Below are 21025 nucleotides of genomic sequence, written 5' to 3'. Positions count from 1 at the left end.
CCTGCCTGGCCATGGTCCAGCAGACGCAGGGACCGGGCGTGCGCGCGACGGCCGTCGGCGCGGGGCCGGGGGCAGCGTGCGGTGCCCGATCGGGCGGGGACCTGCCACCTCGCCCGGGCGAGGACCTGCTACGTCGCCGGGTCCGGGTGGTCCGACCGGGCCGCGCGGGATCCGTGGGCCTGCCCCCACCCGATCCGTGGGCCGGCCCCCTGGGGCGGTGCGGCGGCCCGTCCCGAGCGTTCGGCGCGCACCTCTCGACGACCCAGGCGGCGCTCCTCGCCGTCGGCGTCTGGCTCGTCACCGTCGCCGTCGCCGTCGCCCTCCAGCGCGCGGGCCGGCGGGGCCCGTTCGAGGTCGCGCTGCGGCGGGTCGCCTACGGTCGGGCCTGATCCGCGGCGACGGCCCCGGCGCCTACGCGTCGTCGCGCCCTCGCCGCTCGGCGTCGGTCCGGCTCAGCGTCGGCCCGCGCGGTCCACGTCGACGGTCAGGCGGATCGTCACGACGTCGCCGAGCTCGATCCGCTCGGCGGCGCGCACCGCGTCGCGCAACGGCACGAGGTACCCGCCCCGCTTCGGGAACAGCGACGTGGTCCAGTGCGTCCGGCCGACGTCCACCGCGACCGGGATGACGCCCCAGCCGTAGCTGACCAGCGACGACGCGGCCCGCAGCTCGGCCGCCTCCGGCTCCGGCACCGCGACGAAGTGGAAGGGCGCCGGACCCTTCCACCAGAACACCTCGCCGTCGAACTCGAGCTCCACGCGCCCATCCTGCCGAGGTGCGGACCGTCGGCCACCGGAACGGGCGGACGTGCGGTGGAGCGCGGCGAGCCCCGAGCGGGACGCGGTCGGCGGTGCGACGGGCCGGCGTCACGACGGGCTGATGACGCACAGGCCGGTGACGAGACGGGTGGCCGGCCAGAGATCCTGGCGGCGCCCCGTGCGGCGTGCGCCCCCCTGCGGCGTGCGCCCCCGTGCGGCGTGCGCCCCCGTGCGGCGGATCCCGGAGCGTCGACGCCCCGGGCCACCGGCGACCCGGGTCTGGTGACCGGTGGACGGTCCGCTGCGGTCACCAGCGCCGGGTCGCCGGGCGGTCCATGCCCCGGCCTGCGGCCCTCGTCAGCGGTTCGGTGCGGGCGCGACGTCGTGGGGGGTTGAGACGCGATATATACGCGATATACTCTAGGGCGAGCATTCGGCGGCGAGTAGGTCGCGCGGGCGACCGACGGGAGGTGGGCGAGATGGCAGGACGAGGGCGGAGCAACCCGTTGGCGCTGGCCGTGCTCACGCTGCTCTGGGAGCGGCCCATGCACCCGTACGAGATGTCGATGACCCTGCGCGAGCGCCGCAAGGACGAGACCGTGCGCCTCAACTTCGGGTCGCTGTACTCGGTCGTCGAGGGCTTGGAGAAGCGCGGGCTGATCGAGGCCGCGTCGACCGAGCGGGAGGGCAACCGCCCTACGCGCACCGTCTACCGGATCACCGACGCCGGCGCGACGGAGGCCGTCGACTGGCTGAGCGACCTCGTGCGCACGCCCGTCAAGGAGTTCCCGCAGTTCGAGGCCGCGCTGTCGTTCCTCCCGCTGCTCGCGCCCGACGACGTCGCGCGGCTGCTGCGCATGCGCGCCGCGTCGGTGCGCACGACGCTCACGTCGCTCGAGACGACGGTCGACGAGGCCCGCCGGCAGGGCCTCCCCCGGATCTTCGCGCTCGAGGCCGAGTACGAGATCGGGCTGCTGCGCGCCGAGCTCGACTTCGTCGTCGGGCTCGAGGCGTCGATCTCCGACGGCACGCTCGAGCACGTCGACATGTGGCGGTCCCTGCACGCGCGCACCAACGCGGCGGGTCGCATCGACCCGGACGAGCTCGCCGAGGCGGTCGCCGACGCGCTGTCGCCGTTCCTGTCGGGACAGGAGGGCCCGCCCGACCGCTGACGGGCGAGGGCGGCCGTCGCGCCGTCGCGCCACCACGACCCCCGGGGAACCGTCCCCGGGAACGAGGTCGGCCCAGGTGCTGGCACACCCGGGCCGACCGACGACGAACCGACCGAGCCCCGCCGCGAGGCGGGACACCTGTGCGATCCGCTGCGACGACCAGCATAGGTGGCGTCTCGGTCCGACCGAGAAGGAGCACCACCATGCCCATCCGCCCACCGGCGGTGGAGGCGGTCGACCTGGTCAAGACGTACCCCGGCGGCCGCGGCCGCCCGGACGTCCGCGCCCTCGACGGCCTCACGCTCACCGTCCCCGCCGGGACCGTCCACGGGCTGCTCGGCCCGAACGGCGCCGGCAAGTCCACCACCACGAAGATCCTCACGACGCTGTCGCGCGCGACGAGCGGCACGGCCCGCGTCGTCGGGCAGGACGTCGTGGTCGACGCCGACGCGGTCCGCCGCAGCATCGGCTACGTCTCGCAGGGCACGGGCGCCGACCCGCTCCTGACGCCGCGCGAGAACCTCGTCATGGCCGCACGGCTGCGCGGCGCGACGCGGTCCGCCGCGTCCGACCGTGCCACCGCGCTCGTCGACCGGTTCGGCCTCGGCGACGCGGGCGACCGCCGCACGGGCGGCCTGTCGGGCGGGACGCGGCGCAAGCTCGACGTCGCGCTCGGCCTGGTCGACGCGCCGCGCGTGCTGTTCCTCGACGAGCCGACGACGGGCCTCGACCCCGAGGCGCGCGCGTCGATGTGGGACGAGATCCGCCGCCTGGCCGGCGAGGACGCGCTCACGGTGCTGCTCACGACGCACTACCTCGAGGAGGCCGACCGACTGGCCGACGGGCTGAGCATCGTCGACCGCGGGCGCGTCGTCGTCGCCGGGACGCCCGACGAGCTCAAGGCGACGCTCGTCGGCGACACCCTCACCGTCGACCTCGTCGAGCCCGCCGCCGACGCGGTGCGTGCCGCCGTCGCGCGCGTGCTGACCGACGTCGTCGTGCACGTCGAGGGGCCGACCGGCCGTCTCGTCGCGCGCACGCCCGACGGCCCGGCCGTCGTCGGCGCGACCATCGCCGCGCTCCAGGCCGCGGGCGTCCGGCACGGGGCCGTCGCGGTCTCGCGCCCGACGCTCGACGACGTCTACCTCCGCTACGCGGGCCGCTCGTGGTCGGACTCGTCGCCGGCCCGCCCGACGGGCTCGTCGACCGACCGCTCGGCGTCGGCTGCGCCGGCCCGCACGACCTCCGGCGCGTCGGGCGGTCGCTCGACGTCCGGCTCGTCAGCCGTCCCTGCCGGGCGCGACACGGACGGAGCCTCCGCCGCCGACGGGCGCGACGCGCGGGAGGTGACCCGATGACCGCCACGCTCACCCCGACGCGCACCGTCGCCCCCGTGGCCCGCCGCGCGTCCTGGTTCGCGCAGACCGGCGAGGTGTGCCGACGCTGGGTCGTCGACACCGTCCGGCAGCCGTGGGGCCTGGGCGTCTCGGTGCTGCAGCCGCTCGTGTGGATCGTGCTCTTCGGAAACGTCTTCGAGTCCGTCGCGACCGTGCCCGGGTTCGGCGCCGACGACTACCTGACGTTCCTGGTGCCCGGCATCCTCATGATGACGGTCCTGTACTCGGGCGCCTGGGCGGGGACCGGCTTCATCGACGACATCCGCAGCGGTGTCATGGACCGCCTGCTCACGTCGCCCGTGCACCGGTCCGCGCTCGTCGTCGGGCAGCTCGTGCAGCAGCTGCTGCTCACGGCCGTGCAGGGCGTCATCGTCCTCGCGATCGCGTGGGCGGCCGGCGCCCGGTTCGACGGCGGCGTCGTCGGGCTGGCCGTCGCGCTCGGGGCGTCCCTGCTGCTCGCCGCGTCGTTCTGCTCGCTGTCCGCGGCCGTCGCGCTGCTGGCCCGGGACCAGACGGCGCTCATCGGCATCTCGACGACGATCGTCCTGCCCGCGACGTTCGTCTCGACGGCCCTCATGCCGCCCGCCCTGCTGCCCGCGTGGGTCGAGTCGGCCGCGCGGTTCAACCCGCTGACGTGGGCGACCGAGGTCGCACGGACCGCGATGTCGACCGACGTCGACTGGACCCTGGTCGGCACCCGCTCCGCCCTCCTCGCGGTGCTCGCCGTCCTGGTGGCGGCCTGGTCGGTCGCGACGATGCGCACGTACCAACGCTCTCTCTGACCCACCGGCCGGGCGGCCCGCACCTCTCGGCCCGCGAACCCGCGACCCCGTCACGGACACTCGACGACCCGTCGGAACGGTCCCGTGACGGGGTCGCGGCGCACCCGGACGCCCGCCGCCCGGACCGTCCGCGCTCACGACCCGGTCATGGCGACCGGAACGCAACCCGCAGCGGTCGCCATGCCCGGGTCGTCGTGCGCACAACCCGGCCGCGATCCCGACTGCACGAGCGACCTCAGCCACCACGCGGGCCGACCTCCGGTCACGACCCGGTGGTGGTGACCGGAACCCACTCCGCAGCGGTCCTCATGACCGGGTCGTCGCGCGCACAGCCGCACGAGCCACCTCGGCGACCACGTCGACCGACCTCCGGCGACGGCGCCGTCGTGGCGACCGTCGCCCGGTCGCGAGGGTGAGGTCAGGAGGCGAGGGCCGCCAGGACGTGGGCCGAGAGAACGCCTGCGGCGGCGAGGGGGCGCGGGTCCGGGCCGGGCAGCGGGCCGCCCGCGCCCAGGTGGCGGGAGAAGGGGACGACGACGAGCGGCACCGCGAGCCCGACCCGGTCGGCGACAGCGGCGACGGTCCGCGTCCCGGGCGCGGCACCGGTGGTCGCGACGGCGGCGACGACGACGCGCGCGAGGTCGTCGGGCCCGCGGGCGCCGACCCGCTCGACCGCGCGTGCGGCGTCGGCGATCCCCCCGGTGTGCGCACGGCACACGACGACGAGGACGCGCGACGCCCCGGGCTCCTGCTCGGCGACGACCGCGGCGTGCGGCCCCCGGTCGTGCACGACGACGGGTGCGGTCGCGGGCACGTCGCCCTCGACGCGCGCGTCGACGCGTCCGGCGCCGAGCCCCCCGCCACCGAGCACGGCGGCGTGCGACGCGAGCCCGACGGCTCCGGGGTGCGCGAGCGCGAGGACGGACCACACGAGCCCGGCGACGGTCGACGTGCCGACGCCGCCACCGACGCCCGCGACGTGCACGGCACCGGTCGCGGGCAGCGGCCGGCCGAGCGCGGTGAGCACGCTCTCGGGCAGCCCGGCGAGCGCGGCGGGCGGGGGTGCGACGAACGACACGGGCTACTCGCCGTCCTGCACGACGCACACGCCGCCGAGGCGCGCGGCCATCTCCTGCACGACGGCGATCCCGGTCCGGCCCAGGTCGCCCCAGGGCGCGACGGCCTCGACCCACCACACGGGCTGCCCGGCACCGAGCCACGACGGCAGCGCGGTGAGGGTCGGCAGGAGGCGACGGACCTCGGCGACGTTGTCGACGCGCAGCGGCTGCATGATGCTCACGACGCCCGCACCCTGCGACGGGTCGGCGGGGTCGACGCGCACGACCTGGTGCACGGCGCCGTCGTGCAGCGTGCGGAGCCCCAGGTCGGGGTCGACGGCGGCACCCGCCTCGACGAGGACGCGCGCGTCGGGCGCGGTGGGGCTGAGGACGACGAGCTCACGGGGCACCGGGCACCTCCTGCGACGTGGCGACCTGGACGAGCGTGGGCCGTTCTCCGCGACGCAGCCACTTGCCGCGTCCAGGCGGGAGCAGCTCCGCGTACTGGCCGGGGAAGACCTGACCCTCGGACCGTTCGCCGGCCATCAGGAACCCGCTGCCGCCGGTGTCGCGGACGGCCTGCAGGACCGGGTCGTAGAGCGCGCGGGACGCGCCGGCGACGGGCCGGGTGAGGAGCACGTGCAGCCGCAGGTCGCGCGCGGCGGGCAGGTGCTCGAGCAGGGGGCGCAGGGGGTCGGTGCCGCCGGACGCGAGGATGTCGTAGTCGTCGACCACGACGACGATCCGCGGTCCGCCGGACGGGCCGTCGCCGGTGCGCTTCGCGAGCTCCGCGGCGACGGCCGTCGACAGCTGCAGCGCGAGCGGTGCGCTCGTCGCGCGACCGCCGAGGTAGTCCTCGGGGCACACGTCGGCGAGCCCGCCGCGCGGGTCGAACACGGCGACGACGAGCTCGTCGGGCGTGGACCGGTCGACCAGCCCTTCGACGACGGTGCGCAGCAGCGTCGTCTTGCCGCAGCGCGGGTCGCCGAAGACGAGCAGGTGCTGGTCGCGCGCGACGAGGTCGAGCAGCGCGGGCGACATGGTGTCCTGCCGCAGGCCGAACGGGACGAGGTCCGGCTCGTCGAGCGGGTCGGGCAGCGTGGCGAGCTCGAGCACCTCGGGGAGCTCGCGGATCCTCGGCGCGGCGGCGGCACCACCCCAGCGGCGGCGGGCCTCGTCGGCCAGCGCGTCGAGGCCGGCACCGACGGTCGCGACGTCGCCGTCGAGCGCGGCGGTGTCGGGCAGCGGCAGCGCCACCTGCGCGAACAGGCCGTCGTCGGTGAGGGCGCGGCCCGGCTGGTCGGCGCGCAGCGTCGCGGCGAGCTTGCGCCCGACGGTCGAGTCACCGGGGTCGTTGAGCCGCAGCTCGACGCGCGTGCCGACGAGCGGCTGGCTCTGCATGCGCACCTCGTTCCAGCGCGCCATGGTCATGACCACGTGGATGCCGAAGCCGCTGCCGCGCGACAGCAGCGCGGTGAACGTCTCGTCGAGCTCCTCGAAGTCGCCCCGCACGGCGCCGACCCCGTCGACGAGCAGCACGACGTCGGCGGTCGCGAGCTCGGGGACCTGGCCGGCGGCGTGCCGGGCGCGCAGCAGCGCGAGGGAGTCGATGCCGTGCTCGGCGAACACCTTCTCGCGGTGCGCGAGCATGCCGTGCAGCTCCTCGAGCAGCCGGCGCAGCCGGTCGCGGCCGGACCGCGTCGCGACCCCGCCGACGTGCGGGAACGCCTCGAGCCGGCTGAGGCCGCCTCCCGCGAGGTCCATGCCGTAGACGGCGACCTGGCGCGGGTCGTGCGTGAGCGCGAGCCCGGCGGCGATCGTCCACAGCACCGTGGTCCGCCCGGACTGCGGGGCGCCGATGATCGCGACGTGCCCGCCGGCGCGCGTGAGGTCGAGACGCCACGTCCCCTGCCGCTGCTTCGCGGGGTCGTCGCGGAGGCCGACCGGCACGGTGAGGTGCGGGAGGCGCTGCTCGCCGACCAGCCCGCCGAGCGCGACGCGTGCGGGCAGCGGCGGAAGCCAGACGGGCGTCGTGGCGTCGGCGGCGGACGCGAGCTGCTCGACGACGACGTCGACCATGGACGCGCCGACGGACGGCCGCACGAGCTCGACCTCGCCGGGTGCGCCGTCGCCGAGGCCGTTGGCCGCGAGGACGCCGTGGTGCACGGGCACGAGCAGCGGCCGGCGCGTCTCGTCGGTCACCTCGGGCTCGGGCACGTCGTCGGTCGGCAGCGGCCCGGACACATAGCCCGCGCGGAATCGCTGGTAGACCGTCGTGTCGACCTTGAGGTACCCGTACCCGGGCACCGCCGGCAGGTGGAACGCGTCGGGCGTGTCGAGCACGACCGAGCTCTCGGCCTCGGAGAACGTGCGCAGACCGATCCGGTACGACAGGTAGGTCTCGAGCCCGCGCAGGCGGCCGGACTCGATGCGCTGGCTCGACAGCAGCAGGTGCATGCCGATGGACCGGCCGATGCGGCCGATCGTCAGCAGCAGGTCGACGAAGTCGGGGTCGGCCGTGAGCAGCTCGCCGAACTCGTCGATGACGAGCAGCAGGTGCGGCAGCGGCGGCAGGTCCGGCCGGGTCGTCGCGCGCATCTCGCGGTAGTGCGTGATCGACGGCGACGAGCCCGCGTCGCGCAGCACCTGCTGGCGGCGGACGACCTCCCCGGCGATGCTCGCGCGCGCCCGCTCGGTGAGGCCCGCGTCGTCGGCGAGGTTGTCGATGATGCCCGCGACGTGCGGAAGGTCCGCGAACGGCGCGAACGCGGCACCGCCCTTGTAGTCGACGAGGATCATCGCGAGGTCGTCGGGCGGGTGCGTGATCGCGAGCGCCGCGACCAGCGTCCGCAGCATCTCGGACTTGCCGGACCCGGTCGCGCCGACGCACAGCCCGTGCGGGCCCATGCCGAGCTGCGCCGACTCCTTGAGGTCCAGCAGCAGCGGCGTGCCCGTGTCGTCGACGCCGACGGGGACGCGCAGGAAGTCGCGCGGCGAACGCTGCGCCCACGTGCGGTGCAGGTCGATCCGGCGGACGTCCTCGACGCCCAGCAGCGCGTCGGTGCCGATCGCGGCGGCCTCGCCGGCCTCGGCGCTGTCCTCCCACGACAGGCGCAGCGGCGTGAGCGCGCGCGTCAGGCCCGACGCGAGGGGCACGGGGACGTCGTCGACCGTCGCGCGCACGGGGACGGCCTCGGGGTCGCGCAGGTCCTCGACGACGACCGAGCCGTCCGTGTCGACCGTGAGCCGGACCGCGGTGTCCGACGGCTCGTGCCGCCGGTCCTCGACGAGGTGCACGACCGTCACGCCGAGGTCCGCGGGCCGCAGCGCCGCGTCGACCGCGGGCAGCACCTGCGCGACGTCGCCGTGGTCGTCGGACAGCACCAGCAGGCGCGCGGCGAACGCGGCACCGTCGCCCATACCGCCGCCGCGTCGTGCCCGGGCTGCCGCCTGCGCGCGGTCGACGAGCGTCGGCCCGACGACGCGGACGAGCCCGGCGAGGTCACCGGCCACCCGGCGCGCCGCCACGGGACCGTCGAAGAGCGCGTCGTCCACGACGTGCGGCACCGCACCGAGCCAGGCCCAGTCGTCCGCTCGTGCCGCGGGGAACGCCGCCGCGACCTGCAGGTCGTCCGGCGCATGCAGCGCGACGGCCTGCGTGACGAGCGCCCGCACGACGGCCAGGCCGGCGTCGCGCGGTCCGACGACCGCGACCTCGCCCGCGCGGTCGAGCGGCACGGTCACGGGCATCTGCGGCACGCGCGCGTGCCGGGTCGCGACCGTCCGCGCCTCGGCCGCCATCGCGGGGTCGAAGGGTTGCGTGGGGTTCGGGTCCTCCGGGACGACGAGCGAGAACCACGGCCGGTCGCCCACGCCGACCCGCAGGTCCAGGAAGTCGGGGTCGGTGCGCCGGCGCTCCCAGCGCCGCTCCGGGTCGCGCACGACGTCGACCAGCGCGACCGGGTCCGGGTGCACCGTGAGGGCCGTGCTGCGCGCGTCGTCCTCCGCGTCCGCGAGGTCCGCGCGGAGCTCCTCGAGGTAGTCGAGGTACCGCTCGCGCTGCAGCCGCCGCGTCCTTGCCGCCGTGCCGCGGCTGCTCAGGGCCATGCCGACACCGCCGACCAGCGCGACGACCAGCACCATGATCCCGACCAGCACGAACAGCGGGTTGCCGCGCAGCACCAGCATCATCGTCATCGAGCCGACCGCACCGACCACGGGCAGCAGCGACTGCAGTCCCGCGCCGCCCGTGGCGTCGTTCGTCTGCGGCGGCGACGCGACCGGCACGTCCGGCGGCTGCTCGAGCGGCCGGACCATGCGCGCGGGGCGGTGGACGAGGACGCGCGTCATGCGACCTGCCCGTCGGCGAGCGCGGACGACGGGTCGCACGCGCGGGCCAGCAGGTGCGACGCGAGCCCCGACCACGCGGCCTTGACCGCCGTGCCCGCGACGACGTCACCGCGACCGAGCATCGTGTCGTGCGGCACCGCGACGACACTGACCGGCAGCCCGTCGAGCGCGTCGCGTGCGACCGCGTCCGACCGTCCGCCCGTCCCGCCGACGTCGACGAGCACGAGCACGACGGCTGGAGCACGCCACCCGCCGTCGACGGGCCCGGCACCGGGCGTCGTACCGGGCGACGTGAGACCGACGCCGGACCCGCCGGCACCGGACGCGCCACCGTGGGCGACCGGGCCGCCATCGGCACCGGGCCGACCCGGCGCGAAGCCGTCGTGCCCGCCGGTGACGAGTCGTGCTGCGAGGACGGCACCGCGCTCGGCCGGTCCACGATCGGCGCGCGCGACGACCGCGACGACGTGGTGGTCGCCCGCGACGACGCGCAGGTCACCCGCCGACCGCACGCCCCAGTCGGTGAGGACGACGTCGAAGAAGCGCCCGACGGGGTCGACGGCCTCCCGCCACGCGCGCGGGCCCGGCGGCCACGGCGAGGACGCCGTCCCGTCCCCGAGCACGCGGAGGCCGCCACGACCGACGGGCAGCGCGGCGCGCGCGTCGGCGGCACGCGCGAGGCCCGCCGTCGCGCCGCGCGCGACCGTCCACGGCAGCGGCTCGGGGGCACGCGTCGCCGCGACGAGGGCGGCGGCACCGGCCGCGGCGTCGACCGTCAGCACGGCGGCCGGCCGGCGCTGCGCCAGCGCGGTGGCGGCTCCCGCGAGCGTGGTCGTCGCACCCGCACCGCCGTCGGCCTGCACGACGGCGACGCGTCGGCTGGTCGAGACCGCGCGACGCAGGCCCTGGTCGGCCTCCTCGAGCGTCCGCGCGAGACCGGTCGAGCCCCCGAGGGTCAGCCGGGCGACCTCACGCAGCCGTGCACCGGCCATCAGAACGTCCCGAGCAGGTCGGCGTAGAGGCCGAGCACCCCGAGCAGCGTGGGCAGCATCGCGAGCACTCCGAGCAGCTCGGCGAGGTCGCCGATCCGCCGCCAGCGGGCGCGCTGCTGACCCGACGGGTCGAAGCCCGCGACGGCTGCCGCGACCACGGCGAGCGCGAGCGCCCCACCGGCCGCCGCGGCAGGCTCGCCACCACCCCACGGACCGAGCACGCCGACGAGCAGCGGCACGACCACGGCCGCCCACAGCAGTGCGACCTGCGGCCGCAGCGGGAGGCTCCGGGTGCGCAGCGCGAGCACGACGAGCGCGACGACGGCGAGGACGGTCGCGCCGGTGTCACGGGAGGCGATGAGGCCCGCGCACGACGTCGCCGCCGCGACGGCCACCGCGACGGTGCTCCAGGTGAGGCCCGCGTACGCGTCGCCGAGCGCGAGACGCACGGCGGGACGGCGCGGGGGTGTCCCGTCGAGCGCGGCGTCGTCGAGGCCGGTCAGCCCGGACGTCGTCATCGCCCACCAGGGCAGCAGGCCGCAGGCGATCACCGCGACGACCGCGACGACCGCATCGGCCCGGACCTCCGGCAGCAGCGCACCGAGCACGAGCTGGAGCGTCGTGAGGACGATGCCCGCGACGGCCCCGACGGCGGCGCCTCGGTCGGACCGGCCGATCCCGGCGCCTGCGCCCAGCGCGACCCACGCGAGCAGCGACCCCGCGGTCGCGGCCTCCGCGAGCGCCACGTCACCGGTCGCGAGGAGCAGCGCGGCGAACGGGACGCCCGCACCGACCACGGCTGCGGTGAGGACCAGGCCGGCGTACCGGCGGCCCGCACGCCCCAGGCCGGCCGCGACGGCGGCGAGCACGAGCGCGAGGACCGCGACCGCGGCAGCGCCCGCGACGGCCTGCTCGACGAGCGGCACGGCGACGATGGTCGCCGCCGTCGCGAGCCCGACGACGACGGCCGCCAGCACGCGGCGCGACGACGCCGACCATCGGTCGGTCCGCACGCGGAGCTCCTCCGCGGCCGCGTCGGTCACGTCGGCGACCTCCGCAGGCGGCGGCGCGGCCGCGGCGCGGACGACGCGCAGCACCTCGCCGTCCAGCAGCCCCTGCGACGCGGGGTCGAGCGCGAGGTCGACCTGGTCGCCCGTGACCCGGACCAGCGCGACGGCCTGCGGCGCGAGCCGCGGCGACTCGCCGAGCAGCTCGAGCAGCTGCGGGAGCATCGCGGCGACGCCTTCGTCGGACGGCACGACGACCTCGGCGCGACGCTCCGCGCCGACCAGGGTCAGCCGGGTGAAGGTGCTCACGGTGTCGTTCCGATCGTCGACTGCGGGCTCGACGTACCTCCGCGCAGGGACCCGCTGTTCGCCTGGACGAACGAGTACCCCGCGCAGCCCGCGCACGCGAGGGCGGCCACGACGACGCTCCCGACGAACCGCCGCACGTTGTCGTTGGTGGTCCGCCGGTCGCGCAGGTCGCCGTGCAGGAACGCGGCGCGCAGCCGCGCCCGGTGGACGCGCACGGACTCCAGGAGGACGGCATCAGGGTCGCGGGCCATCGAGCACCCCCTCCCACGGTCCGCGCGGGGCACCGAGCGCCTCCCGGACCCGGTCGTGGCCGATCGCCCGCAGCACCTCGTCGAAGGCCTGCCAGCCGTCGCGCTCGAGCGTGCCGAGCGGGAAGTAGAGGCCGGGGACGCGCGGCCGTCCGACGACGCGCGCGCCGAGGGTCCGCACGAGCTCGTCGACCGGCAGACCGAGGTCGCGGACGCCGGGCGGGCCCACGAGCATCCCGAGGGGCACGGGCGGCGCCTCGAGGACGGACGGGAACGTGAGGTCGCGGCGGCCCTGCCGGCCCATGACGAGGCCGAACAGCGGCATGCTGCGCGTCGCGAGCCGCTCGAACGTGCCCGGGAGCGCGTCGATCGCGGCGCGCGCCTGCGGGCTGCCCGGTGCGCCGACCCCGACGACGAGCTGCGTCGTCTCCTCCAGGCCGTGCTCGGTGCGGGTCGTGCGGATCGTGCCGACGAGCGGCCGCTCGGGCGTCCCCGCCACGACGACCGTCGTCTCCTCCGGCATCCGGTTCCGCGCGAGCTCGGTCAGCCGCGCGCGGTCCCACGCGACGACGGCGGGCTCGTGCGCACCCCAGCCGCTCGGGGCCGCACCCGTCAGGTCCTCGGCGAACAGCTCGGCCGTGCCGCCGAGCTGTGTGTCGACCGTCGCGCGGTGCCGCACGGCCTGCGACACGACGAGCTGCACCGACTGCGGCGCGACCGGGCGCAGGAACCGGACCGCGACGTCCTCCGCCGCCGTGATCGGCCCGCGCGTGGCGATCTCGCCGACCGACGACAGCCGACGCCCGTCGGACCCGTCGCGCAGCGTGCCGTCGATCCCGCGCACGACCCACGCGCCGCCCGAGTCCCGCAGCGCCTCGCGCATCGGGTACGACAGCCGCGTCACCTCGTCGCTCACGAGCGCGACCCGCCGCCCGTCGGCGCGCGCACGCACCAGCAGGTCGGCGCGCGTCTCGCTGAGGTACGCGACCTCGGCGCGCGTCTCCGTCACCAGGACCTCGCCCGCGCGCGCGTCCAGCGCCGGGTGCGGAACCGTCATGCCGTCGCCTCCACGCGGAACACGCGCTCCCCGAGCCGCAGCTGGGAGCCCACCGGGGCCTCTTCCTCCGTCGCCGTGCCGAGCCGCAGGGGCTGCGCACCCGGGCGCACCAGCGCCGTGCCGTTCGTGGACCCGCGGTCGGCGACCCACAGCGTCGCGCCGTCCCAGCGGACCGACGCGTGCGTCTTCGACACCGACCGGGTCATGTCGATCATCGGGACCAGCCCGGCGACGACCTCGCCGGGACGCGGCTCGGGGTTGCGCCCGATCAGCGTGAGACCGGTGACCAGCAGCCGCTCGCCGTCGTCCGCGACGAGCACGATCCCGTGCGCGCCACCCGTCGGTCGGCCTGCCGCACCGCCCCCTCCGACCACCGGCACGGCCCCCGAGAGGGGTGCCGTCGACCCGGACGGGCCCGCGGGTCCGCCGGCCCGGCCCGGGGCTCCGTGCGTGCCGCCGGACGCAGGCTCGCTCCCGCGCGTCGGGGTCCAGCCCGCCGAGGACCCGGCGTGGCCGGCGTCGTCGAGCGCGCGCACGGGCGGGAGGACGACGCCCGCCGCCGCACCGCCCGCGGTCGGGGCACCGCGACCGGGCGTGCCGGTCGAGACGGTGGGGAACGCGCCCGACGGCGGGTGCGCGACGCGAGGCGTCGGCGACGACGCCTGCGCACCGGGAGCTCCGGACGGGTCCGTGGACGCGGCGGCGAGTCGTGCGGCTCGCCGACCGCCGGCCGCCGGAGCCGCCTGGGCGCCGGCCTCGCCGGTGTCCGCCGACGCGGCTGCCGCCGTCGAGGCCCACGGGTTCGCGGCACCGGACAGGGCCGCCCCGGACGACGTCGCAGGCGCCGCGCCCGGAGCAGCGGGAGCACCGGACCAGCCGTCGCCCGTGCGCGGCGCGACGCCGTAGCCCGCGGCGGTGCCGTACCGGGTGTCGTCCGCGACGGGCGCGACGCCGTATCTCGGGCCGGCCGTGCCGGTCGTGGCGGGCGACGTCGCGGCGCCGGCACCACGGGCACCGGCCGCTGTGGCCGACCCCGCCCCTGCGTCGCCGGCAGCGACGGTGCCGCCCGCAGCAGGTGCCGGGCGCAGCCGACCGATCGCCTCTCGCGTCCCGACGCTCGCCCGCTGCGCGGTGTCGACCCCGCCGCGCACGTCGAGCACCACGCCGTCACGGGCCCACGTCGCGAGTCCCGTCCCGCGCCCGGGAGCCATCCCGGAGGCACCGTCGACGAGCCGCAGCCCGAGCGCGGCGAGCCCCGGCGTCCGCCCCGTCCGCCCGAGCACGACGAGCAGCACCACGACGACGGCGACCGCGAGCACGGCACCGAGGGCGACGAGCGCCCGACCGGCGGGCGACGTGCCGACGGCACCGACGACAGCCGGGGACAGCGCGACGAGCACGAGGAGGACGTCGATCACGAGGCCGACGACGACGGACGCGGTCGGGGCGCGACGTGCGCCCTCCAGCACCGCGAGAGGCTCACGACGCCCGCGCAGGACCGCCGACCCGCACCGGGGGCACGTCGCCGCACCGGCGGGAAGGGATGCCGCGCAGACGCCGCACCAGGCCACGACGGGGTCGCCCACGGCCCGCGTCACCCCCTCGGTCGGACCTGGGTCACAGCCAGGTGCCGCAACCGCTCTGCGAGCGCCGATCCTGGCACGTTTCGTGCGGTCGGGCGACCAGCGGAGCGCTCCACCGGTCGACCACCACCCCGTCGGCCCAGGTCAGCACCGATGGATGCCTCGTTCATCGGTGTTCGACCACGCCGAGCGACGATCGTCAGGACCAGCCCTGCGGGATGAGCTGCGTCGGGACGACGTCGACGACGTTCTCGGTCGGGACGACGACCTCGTACGCGGCGGCGTCGACCTTCACGAGACGCAGCCCTTCGGCGAGGTCGGCGTCGTGCCCCGTGTAGAACGCCCGCGACACCGTGCCGCCGTTCTCCGCGGGCCACTGGTCGACGAGCCGCACCTCGAGCCCGTTCCACCGGCCGCTGACGTGCAGCTCGAACCGCTCGCCGAGCTCCGTGAGCGGCACCTCGCGGCGCCACCGACCGATCGCCGTGCGGGTGAACCCGAGCTCCGCGCGCGGCTCGCCGTCGAGCGCGAGCACCGCGCGGTCGTCCAGCACGTCGGCGGACAGGTGCCCGCCGTTCCACTCGACCAGGTGCCCCACGAACCTCGAGATGCGCGGGTCGCGAGGGGTCCCGACGGTCGCGACGTCCGACGTCCACCCGTGCCCGACGTCCACGTAGCGCCCGATCACCGTCGACGAGCCGTCCCGGCCGATCCGCACGAGCTCCGAGCCCGCGGGGATGCGCGTGTGCTCGAGCCACGACAGCGGCACGACGTGGTCGGCCACGGCGACGAAGCCCAGCCCGGTGAACGGCGGCCGGTCGACGAACGGACCACCTGTGAGCTCACGCGTCCGCTGGTCCGTGCCGCCCGTCGCGTCGACGAACCGCATGGTCGGCCCGGCCGGGAACCGCAGCACGTCGACGTGCTCCATGTCCGCCCTGAACGGCGCCCCCGGGAACGCGAGCCCGTGCGCCTCGAAGACCGCCGCCGGCGTCGTCGCCCACGCCACGTCCGCCGCCCGCACGACGAACCCCGCGACCCGGTCGTACCCGGACTCCAGGTACGCCGCGCTCATCTGCGGGGTGACGGCCTTCTGCATGACGGTCACGAGGAACTGCTCCTTCGACTCGGCTCCAGACGCTCCGGCGAGTATGTCCCACGCGCGCCGACCCGGCCGCCCGCCATCCACACCCCCACCCGGACGGCAGGTGCGCGCGGTGCAGCGCCGCGGCGCCCTCGCGCCTCCCGCCGGACGGCGTCCCGAGGTCGCCTTCAGGCGTCCGGGCCGCTCACGTCCCGGACCAGGTCGAGGGCCGACCGCCGGAACGCGTCACCCAGCGGGTGGATCGTGACGTCCAGACCCGGGTCGACACCACGCCGGGCGACGACGCGCGCCGCCGCCTGCCGGACCTCCGACGCCCGCACGGCCACGGCCGCGACCGCACCGGCGTACCGACCGTCACCCCGACCCACCGCGCGCACCAGGCAGACGGTCTTCGAGACCGCGACGAGGGCGTCGGCCCGGCCCCCCTTGCGCGCGGCGCGCCACGCCACCTCGTCCCACTCGTCGACCGGCCCGCTGCGGGTCTCGACGACCCGCTCCTGCAGCGCCCCGAGCGCGCGGCCCAGCACGTCGCGGAGCCCCACGGCACTCGCGTCGTCCGTCACGGGAGCCGCCTGCCGGAGCAGCCCGGCCAGGTCCCCGAGCCCCGCGGCGGCCACCCACGTGGCCGTCGCGACCCGCAGCGTCCAGTCCAGCCGCCGGTACCCGCACGCGGTGTCGGCCGCCGGGTCCGCCTCGCGAAGTCGCGGCAGCGCACGCGCGAGCGCCGCGACGCCGTCGACGTCCGCCGACCGGTAGAGCGCGGCGACGAGGTCGCGCAGCTCGCGGTGCGCGGGCTCGCCGTCACCGACCCAGGCGGCGAGCTCCGCGGGCTGCGCGCCCGGCGGCAGGCTCGGTGCGGAGGCGACCGGAGGGGCCGACCGGGCCGGCACGCTCGGGACGGGCGCCTCACGGACCTCCTCGGCCACGTCCGTGAGCTCGTCCAGCGGGACGACCTCCGTCCCGCCGTCGGGCAGGGACACGAGCACCGCGTCACCCTCGACGACCGCGACACCCACCCGACGTCCGCGCCACGTCGCCGTCGTCGCGACCGTCTCCATCGCCCGGACGTCGGAGAGGGCGACGAGCCGGTCGCCGCTCAGGCCCGTCGCCGCGCCGCCTCCCGGGTCGCCGGTGAGCCCGAACCCCACGGGCAGCAGCCCTTCCCACGGCTCGCCGCACGGAAGCACGTCGTCGCCCACGAGCGCGTAGACGCCGACGCGCGTCGCCTCCGGACCCGTGCCGGTCACCCAGCGCGGCCGGCACCGCAGGACGTCCTGCTCGCGCTCCCGCACCTCGGTCAGCTCGGCGGGGTCGACGACCGCCTGCCACGCGCCGTGCGTCAGGTGGCGCACCTCAGGGGCGCCCGGCGCGCCCCACGGGCCGCCGACGACGACACCGTCGGAGCGGACGGTCAGCACCGTCACGTCCACGCCGCGCCACCGTGCGGTCGTCCGGACGCGGAGCACCCGGTCGACCTCCGTGCGCTGCCACGGCGTCGCCGTGCGGCCGGGACCGTCGTCGAACCGGGACGACAGCGCGCGCACCTGCGGCGCGTACGGTGCCTCGCACGCGTACTCCTGGCCACCGACGACGACGTAGAACCCGACCCGCACGGCGCCCATCGTGTCGCGTCACCCCGTCCCTGTGCTCAGGCAGCCCGCGCCTGGTCCGTGCGACCTCGTGCCTGGTCCGTGCGACCTCGCGTCTGGTGCGCGACCTCGCGTGAGGTCAGAGGGGGACCTCGTGCTCGACCTCGACGGCGTCGGTCAGCTCGCTGACAGGGACCTGCCCTTGCCACTCGAACCGGTCGACACGGCTCACCCGCGGGTCGGCCGGCAGGTCGTCGCGGTCGTACGACCAGATGGCCGTGTCCCCCTCGACCCGCTGGACGACGACGTCGCGCCCCTTCCAGCGGGCGGTCGTCTCGACGAAGAACAGACGCGACGCGGCCGACCGGTCGACCAGCCAGCTCCACCGCCCGCGCCCCTCGTCCTCGAACGCAGGGTCGGGTGCCTGCGGACCGAAGGAGAGCAGGCGCACGGAAGGCTTGTGCAGGCTCACGGCGGGGTAGACGTGACCGTCGACCTCGGCGTAGGCGCCTGCTCTCACGGCGTACCCGCCTTCGGCACGACGACCCACTTGTCGTTGACGTACCGGGCGACGAGCTCCTGCGAGCCGTCGGCGGCGGACCGCCACATCTCGGCACCCTCGGGGATCTCGATCTTGTTCGCGCCGTACGCGAGCTCGGGGCTGTACGCCGACGACGCACCGCTCCAGCCGCTCCCGCGGAACGGGTTGCGCTCGTCGCCGACGCGCGCCGTCCCGGTCTTGGGGTCGACGTCGAACGCATTCGACGCGTCGTACGCGGCGCTCGGGTGGTGCGTCTTGACCCAGTCGAACATCGCTTCGCGCCGTGCCACGTCGTCCGTGATCTGGTACAGCGAGTCGGGCATGGAGGCCATCGCCTGCAGCGGCCCCTCGGGGATGCCCGGGTAGACGTAGCTCGGCAGCGCCGAGCCTCCGCCGGACGCGATCCCGTCGCCGGCCATGTACCGCACGGTGAACGCGGAGTCGTTCGCGAGCGAGTACGGCGCCGAGTCGGGAAGCGTGAACGGGCTGCCCGGATAGTTGAGCCCGAGCTGGTGGTAGAGCTGGGCCGTCGTCGCACCGTCGATGTCGAGGAGCCGCGACACGAACCCGCCGAGGTTGTCGAGCTGGGCGCTCGGGAGGGTCCGCACGTATGCCAGGTGGTCCGGGTCGAAGAACCGCGCCGCGTCCGTGCCCAGGATGTCCAACGCCTGGTTCGGCGTGATGACCTTCTGGAGCAGCGTGTCCTCGTACACCGCGGGCATGCGCGAGCGGATGTCGAGCAGCGTGTCGACCTGCGTGCGCGTGAGGTCCTCGACGCGCGTCTGCATGAGCTCGCGGAACGCGGTCCGGTTGAGCCCGTGGTCGTACAGGACGTCGTCGAGGACGTCCGTGAACTTGAGCTCGGGACCGTGCGGCGAGCTGCCCGGGCCGGTCGGACCCGCGGGCGGCGGCGTCGAGCCACCCCCGGTCGCGGGGTCGACGGGGGTCGCCGGGTCGTGCGGGGCACCACCGGTCGCGGGGTCGACAGGCGTCGCCGGACCGTGCGGCGCGCCACCCGTGGCCGGGTCGTGCGGCGTGCCGCTCGTCGGCGGGTCGACGGGCGTCTTCGGCGGGTCGACGTGGCCCGGCGTGCCGCCCGTCGGCGGGTCGACCGGCGTCGTGGGCGGGTCGACGGGGTTCGCCGGCGGGTCCACCGGAGTCTTCGGCGGGTCCACCGGCGAGCCGGAGCCGGATCCGCCGGAGCCCGAGCCACCGTGACCGGTGCCGGACCCCGAGCCTCCGTGCCCGGCGCCGCCGGTCCCGGTGCCCGAGCCGCCCGTGGCCGGGTCGTGCGAGCCCCCGGTCGGCGCGTCGGTGCCGCCCGTCGTGCTGCCCGGGGGACGCGTGGTGCCGCCGTCGAGCAGGTCGTCGGCGCCCGAGCCGGTGCCGCCGGGGGTGTCGTGAACGGGGTTGCCGTCGGTGCCGACGAGCTGGTGCTCGGGGACCTTGACGGGCTCGGGCACGTCGGCGCCCGTGGTGTCGCCCACGTCGACGCGGTCGGGGTCGCGGACGGGGATGTTCGAGCCGAGGTCGTCGCCGAGGTTGGTCGGGACGTCGTCGAGCGTGGTGCCGACGTCGGCGACGTCGATGTCGATCGCCTTGCCGAGGTCGTCGACCATCTTCATGTTGGTCAGCAGGTCACCGAGCTTCGGCAGCGCGCCGACGCCCTTGAGGCCCAGCGAGATGGGGTCGACGAACTCGAGGACGCGCGCGCCCTTGCTGAGCCACGACGAGACCCGTGCGGCCTTGCCCGCGGCGCCGGCTGCGGTGGCCGCGCCCTTCGAGCCGGACACCGCCGCGCCCGCGGGGATGAAGATCGTGGCGACGTTGAAGATCGCGCCGCCCGCGGCACGCCCGGGGTCGTCCTCCCAGGTGTCCCACGAGATGAGGCCCTTGCCGAGCCCGAGCCACGCGTTGCCGGCGTTGCCCCAGGACCACTCGCCGTCGGCGTAGCCGATGAGGCCGCCCATGCCGACCCAGGTGGTCTTCATGGTGTCCCACGACCAGGACCAGTCCTTGATGCCGACGAGCTGGCCGAGGCCCACGACGGTGCCCCACAGGCCGTCGACGACGACGCCGTCCCACACGAACCGCTTGACCTGCACGGCCGCGGACTTGGGGCAGTGGTCCTTGCGCTCGACCTCCGACCCCCACGGCATGGCCGCGTCGGTCGGCAGGGAGTCGAGGCCGTAGCCCAGCGGGTCGTCCTCGCCCGTCATCGCGTGCCACGGCTCGGCGCCGTACAGCGCGCGGATCGCGTTGGCGCAGGTCCGCTCGGCCTCCCAGAGCTTGACCTGCTCCGCGTTGACGCGGGACACCAGCGCGGTGTTCTCGTCGACCAGGTCCTGGTCGTACTCCCACTCGGCGTTGGACGCGATCTTGCTGCGGAACGCGTACGCGTCGCTCTTGATCGTGGCCAGCGACGCCTTGATGGGGCGGATGGCCTCCGCGTACGTCTTGAGCGCCGCCGCGACCTTCTCGACGTCGTCGCCGAACTGGCGCGACTTGGTCTCGACGGGGTCCATGACGACGAACAACGTGCTCGCCTCGGGCGCCTCGTAGTGCCCGGCCAGTCCGCGCCACGTGTTGAGCGCGTCGGCACCGTGCTCGCGCACGGAGGCGCCCTGCGACGACAGCCCGTCCGCGGCGGCGACGACGCCGTCAGGGTCGAGGTCGGCGCCGGGGATGGCGTACGGGTTGATGCCCGAGGCGTAGCACTGGTCGGTCACGGAGTCGGCACCTGGAAGGTCGGGGCGTTCGCACCGGTGCACGACGCCGCGGCGGACTGCTGCTGGGCTGCCATCGTCTCGTCCCCCTCGAGGTACCACCGCGTCGCCGCGGCGGCGCCACCGACGGACGCGTTGATGCGGTTGCCGATCGCCTCGAGCGTCGGCTTGTGGTGCTCGAAGAACCCGGCGATGGCGTCGCCGATGATCGGCGAGTTACCCGCCGTCACCGCGGACTCGGCCTTGCCCGGCATGGCCTGGACGACGCTCGACAGCAGCCCGGCGACCGTCCCCACCTTGGTGAGGACGTCCTGGACCCCTGCCGGTTCGATGTGCCACTTCGTCACGGCG

Annotated in this window: 18 protein-coding genes; 4 read left to right on the top strand and 14 right to left on the bottom strand. The window is 76.2% G+C overall.

Annotated elements, in window-relative coordinates:
* Nucleotides 1–173 precede the first annotated feature (173 nt).
* Nucleotides 174–389, top strand: a complete 216-nt coding sequence (locus KOV94_RS21025) for a DUF418 domain-containing protein (protein WP_268904336.1) — start codon at nt 174–176, stop codon at nt 387–389.
* A gap of 63 nt (nt 390–452) precedes the next feature.
* Here KOV94_RS21025 and KOV94_RS12410 read toward each other — a convergent pair whose 3' ends face one another.
* The gene (locus KOV94_RS12410) at nt 453–758 is read right to left on the bottom strand and encodes a DUF1905 domain-containing protein (RefSeq protein ID WP_124342735.1); all 306 of its coding nucleotides are present in this window, start codon (nt 756–758) and stop codon (nt 453–455) included.
* Between the two features lie 479 nt (nt 759–1237).
* Here KOV94_RS12410 and KOV94_RS12405 point away from each other — a divergent pair, with 479 nt between their 5' ends.
* The 3 genes from KOV94_RS12405 to KOV94_RS12395 all read left to right on the top strand — a co-directional run bounded on the left by KOV94_RS12405 (nt 1238) and on the right by KOV94_RS12395 (nt 4109).
* Nucleotides 1238–1930: a PadR family transcriptional regulator gene (locus KOV94_RS12405; RefSeq protein ID WP_124342734.1), complete on the top strand. Its 693-nt coding sequence runs from the start codon at nt 1238–1240 to the stop codon at nt 1928–1930.
* Between the two features lie 203 nt (nt 1931–2133).
* Nucleotides 2134–3288 carry an ABC transporter ATP-binding protein gene (locus KOV94_RS12400; RefSeq protein WP_225916604.1) on the top strand — a complete coding sequence of 385 codons (1155 nt, stop codon included), beginning with the start codon at nt 2134–2136 and terminating at the stop codon, nt 3286–3288.
* Nucleotides 3285–4109, top strand: a complete 825-nt coding sequence (locus KOV94_RS12395; protein ID WP_218052208.1) for an ABC transporter permease — start codon at nt 3285–3287, stop codon at nt 4107–4109. The genes KOV94_RS12400 and KOV94_RS12395 overlap by 4 nt, the downstream gene beginning before the upstream one ends.
* Nucleotides 4110–4527: 418 nt before the next feature.
* On the opposite strand, the gene KOV94_RS12390 is transcribed toward KOV94_RS12395, so the two are convergent.
* From KOV94_RS12390 to KOV94_RS12330, 13 genes are all read right to left on the bottom strand, one after another.
* Nucleotides 4528–5187, bottom strand: coding sequence for a hypothetical protein (locus tag KOV94_RS12390; protein WP_218052207.1), 660 nt, complete (start codon nt 5185–5187; stop codon nt 4528–4530).
* Between the two features lie 3 nt (nt 5188–5190).
* Nucleotides 5191–5577 (bottom strand): hypothetical protein, encoded by a 387-nt coding sequence (locus KOV94_RS12385; protein WP_124342731.1) that lies wholly within the window; start codon nt 5575–5577, stop codon nt 5191–5193.
* Nucleotides 5567–9517 carry a type VII secretion protein EccCa gene (eccCa, locus tag KOV94_RS12380; protein ID WP_218052206.1) on the bottom strand — a complete coding sequence of 1317 codons (3951 nt, stop codon included), beginning with the start codon at nt 9515–9517 and terminating at the stop codon, nt 5567–5569. The genes KOV94_RS12385 and eccCa overlap by 11 nt, the downstream gene beginning before the upstream one ends.
* Nucleotides 9514–10509, bottom strand: coding sequence for a hypothetical protein (locus tag KOV94_RS12375; protein ID WP_218052205.1), 996 nt, complete (start codon nt 10507–10509; stop codon nt 9514–9516). Before KOV94_RS12375 ends, eccCa begins: the two co-directional genes overlap by 4 nt.
* Nucleotides 10509–11825, bottom strand: a complete 1317-nt coding sequence (locus KOV94_RS12370; protein ID WP_218052204.1) for an EsaB/YukD family protein — start codon at nt 11823–11825, stop codon at nt 10509–10511. The genes KOV94_RS12375 and KOV94_RS12370 overlap by 1 nt, the downstream gene beginning before the upstream one ends.
* Nucleotides 11822–12076, bottom strand: coding sequence for a hypothetical protein (locus KOV94_RS12365; protein WP_200829854.1), 255 nt, complete (start codon nt 12074–12076; stop codon nt 11822–11824). Before KOV94_RS12365 ends, KOV94_RS12370 begins: the two co-directional genes overlap by 4 nt.
* Nucleotides 12060–13130 carry a DUF6177 family protein gene (locus KOV94_RS12360; protein WP_124344586.1) on the bottom strand — a complete coding sequence of 357 codons (1071 nt, stop codon included), beginning with the start codon at nt 13128–13130 and terminating at the stop codon, nt 12060–12062. Before KOV94_RS12360 ends, KOV94_RS12365 begins: the two co-directional genes overlap by 17 nt.
* Nucleotides 13127–14599, bottom strand: coding sequence for an FHA domain-containing protein (locus KOV94_RS12355; RefSeq protein ID WP_218052203.1), 1473 nt, complete (start codon nt 14597–14599; stop codon nt 13127–13129). Before KOV94_RS12355 ends, KOV94_RS12360 begins: the two co-directional genes overlap by 4 nt.
* Before the next feature lie 313 nt (nt 14600–14912).
* Entirely contained in the window at nt 14913–15812 is a 900-nt protein-coding gene (locus KOV94_RS12350; protein WP_417282007.1) for a hypothetical protein, read from the bottom strand.
* A gap of 173 nt (nt 15813–15985) precedes the next feature.
* On the bottom strand, nt 15986–17431 hold the full coding sequence (locus tag KOV94_RS12345) for a hypothetical protein (RefSeq protein WP_218052201.1): 1446 nt from the start codon (nt 17429–17431) through the stop codon (nt 15986–15988).
* Between the two features lie 115 nt (nt 17432–17546).
* A complete protein-coding gene (locus tag KOV94_RS12340; RefSeq protein WP_124343916.1) occupies nt 17547–17927 on the bottom strand; it encodes a UCP033725 family protein in 381 nt (126 codons plus the stop codon).
* Entirely contained in the window at nt 17924–20677 is a 2754-nt protein-coding gene (locus KOV94_RS12335; RefSeq protein WP_218052200.1) for a hypothetical protein, read from the bottom strand. The genes KOV94_RS12340 and KOV94_RS12335 overlap by 4 nt, the downstream gene beginning before the upstream one ends.
* Nucleotides 20674–21021 (bottom strand): DUF6507 family protein, encoded by a 348-nt coding sequence (locus KOV94_RS12330; protein WP_124343917.1) that lies wholly within the window; start codon nt 21019–21021, stop codon nt 20674–20676. The genes KOV94_RS12335 and KOV94_RS12330 overlap by 4 nt, the downstream gene beginning before the upstream one ends.
* Between the last annotated feature and the right edge of the window lie 4 nt (nt 21022–21025).

It is taken from the genome of Cellulomonas algicola, assembly GCF_019024305.1.
In the GTDB taxonomy this organism is placed as follows: domain Bacteria; phylum Actinomycetota; class Actinomycetes; order Actinomycetales; family Cellulomonadaceae; genus Cellulomonas; species Cellulomonas algicola.
This window is presented reverse-complemented; position numbering and strand designations above follow the sequence as displayed.

Coding starts and splice junctions, on each gene's coding strand:
- KOV94_RS12395 (WP_218052208.1), top strand. CDS start 3,285: ATGACCGCCACGCTCACCCCGACGCGCACCGTCGCCCCCGTGGCCCGC.
- KOV94_RS12375 (WP_218052205.1), bottom strand. CDS start 10,509: ATGGCCGGTGCACGGCTGCGTGAGGTCGCCCGGCTGACCCTCGGGGGC.
- KOV94_RS12350 (WP_417282007.1), bottom strand. CDS start 15,812: ATGCAGAAGGCCGTCACCCCGCAGATGAGCGCGGCGTACCTGGAGTCC.
- KOV94_RS12405 (WP_124342734.1), top strand. CDS start 1,238: ATGGCAGGACGAGGGCGGAGCAACCCGTTGGCGCTGGCCGTGCTCACG.
- eccCa (WP_218052206.1), bottom strand. CDS start 9,517: ATGACGCGCGTCCTCGTCCACCGCCCCGCGCGCATGGTCCGGCCGCTC.
- KOV94_RS12400 (WP_225916604.1), top strand. CDS start 2,134: ATGCCCATCCGCCCACCGGCGGTGGAGGCGGTCGACCTGGTCAAGACG.
- KOV94_RS12365 (WP_200829854.1), bottom strand. CDS start 12,076: ATGGCCCGCGACCCTGATGCCGTCCTCCTGGAGTCCGTGCGCGTCCAC.
- KOV94_RS12360 (WP_124344586.1), bottom strand. CDS start 13,130: ATGACGGTTCCGCACCCGGCGCTGGACGCGCGCGCGGGCGAGGTCCTG.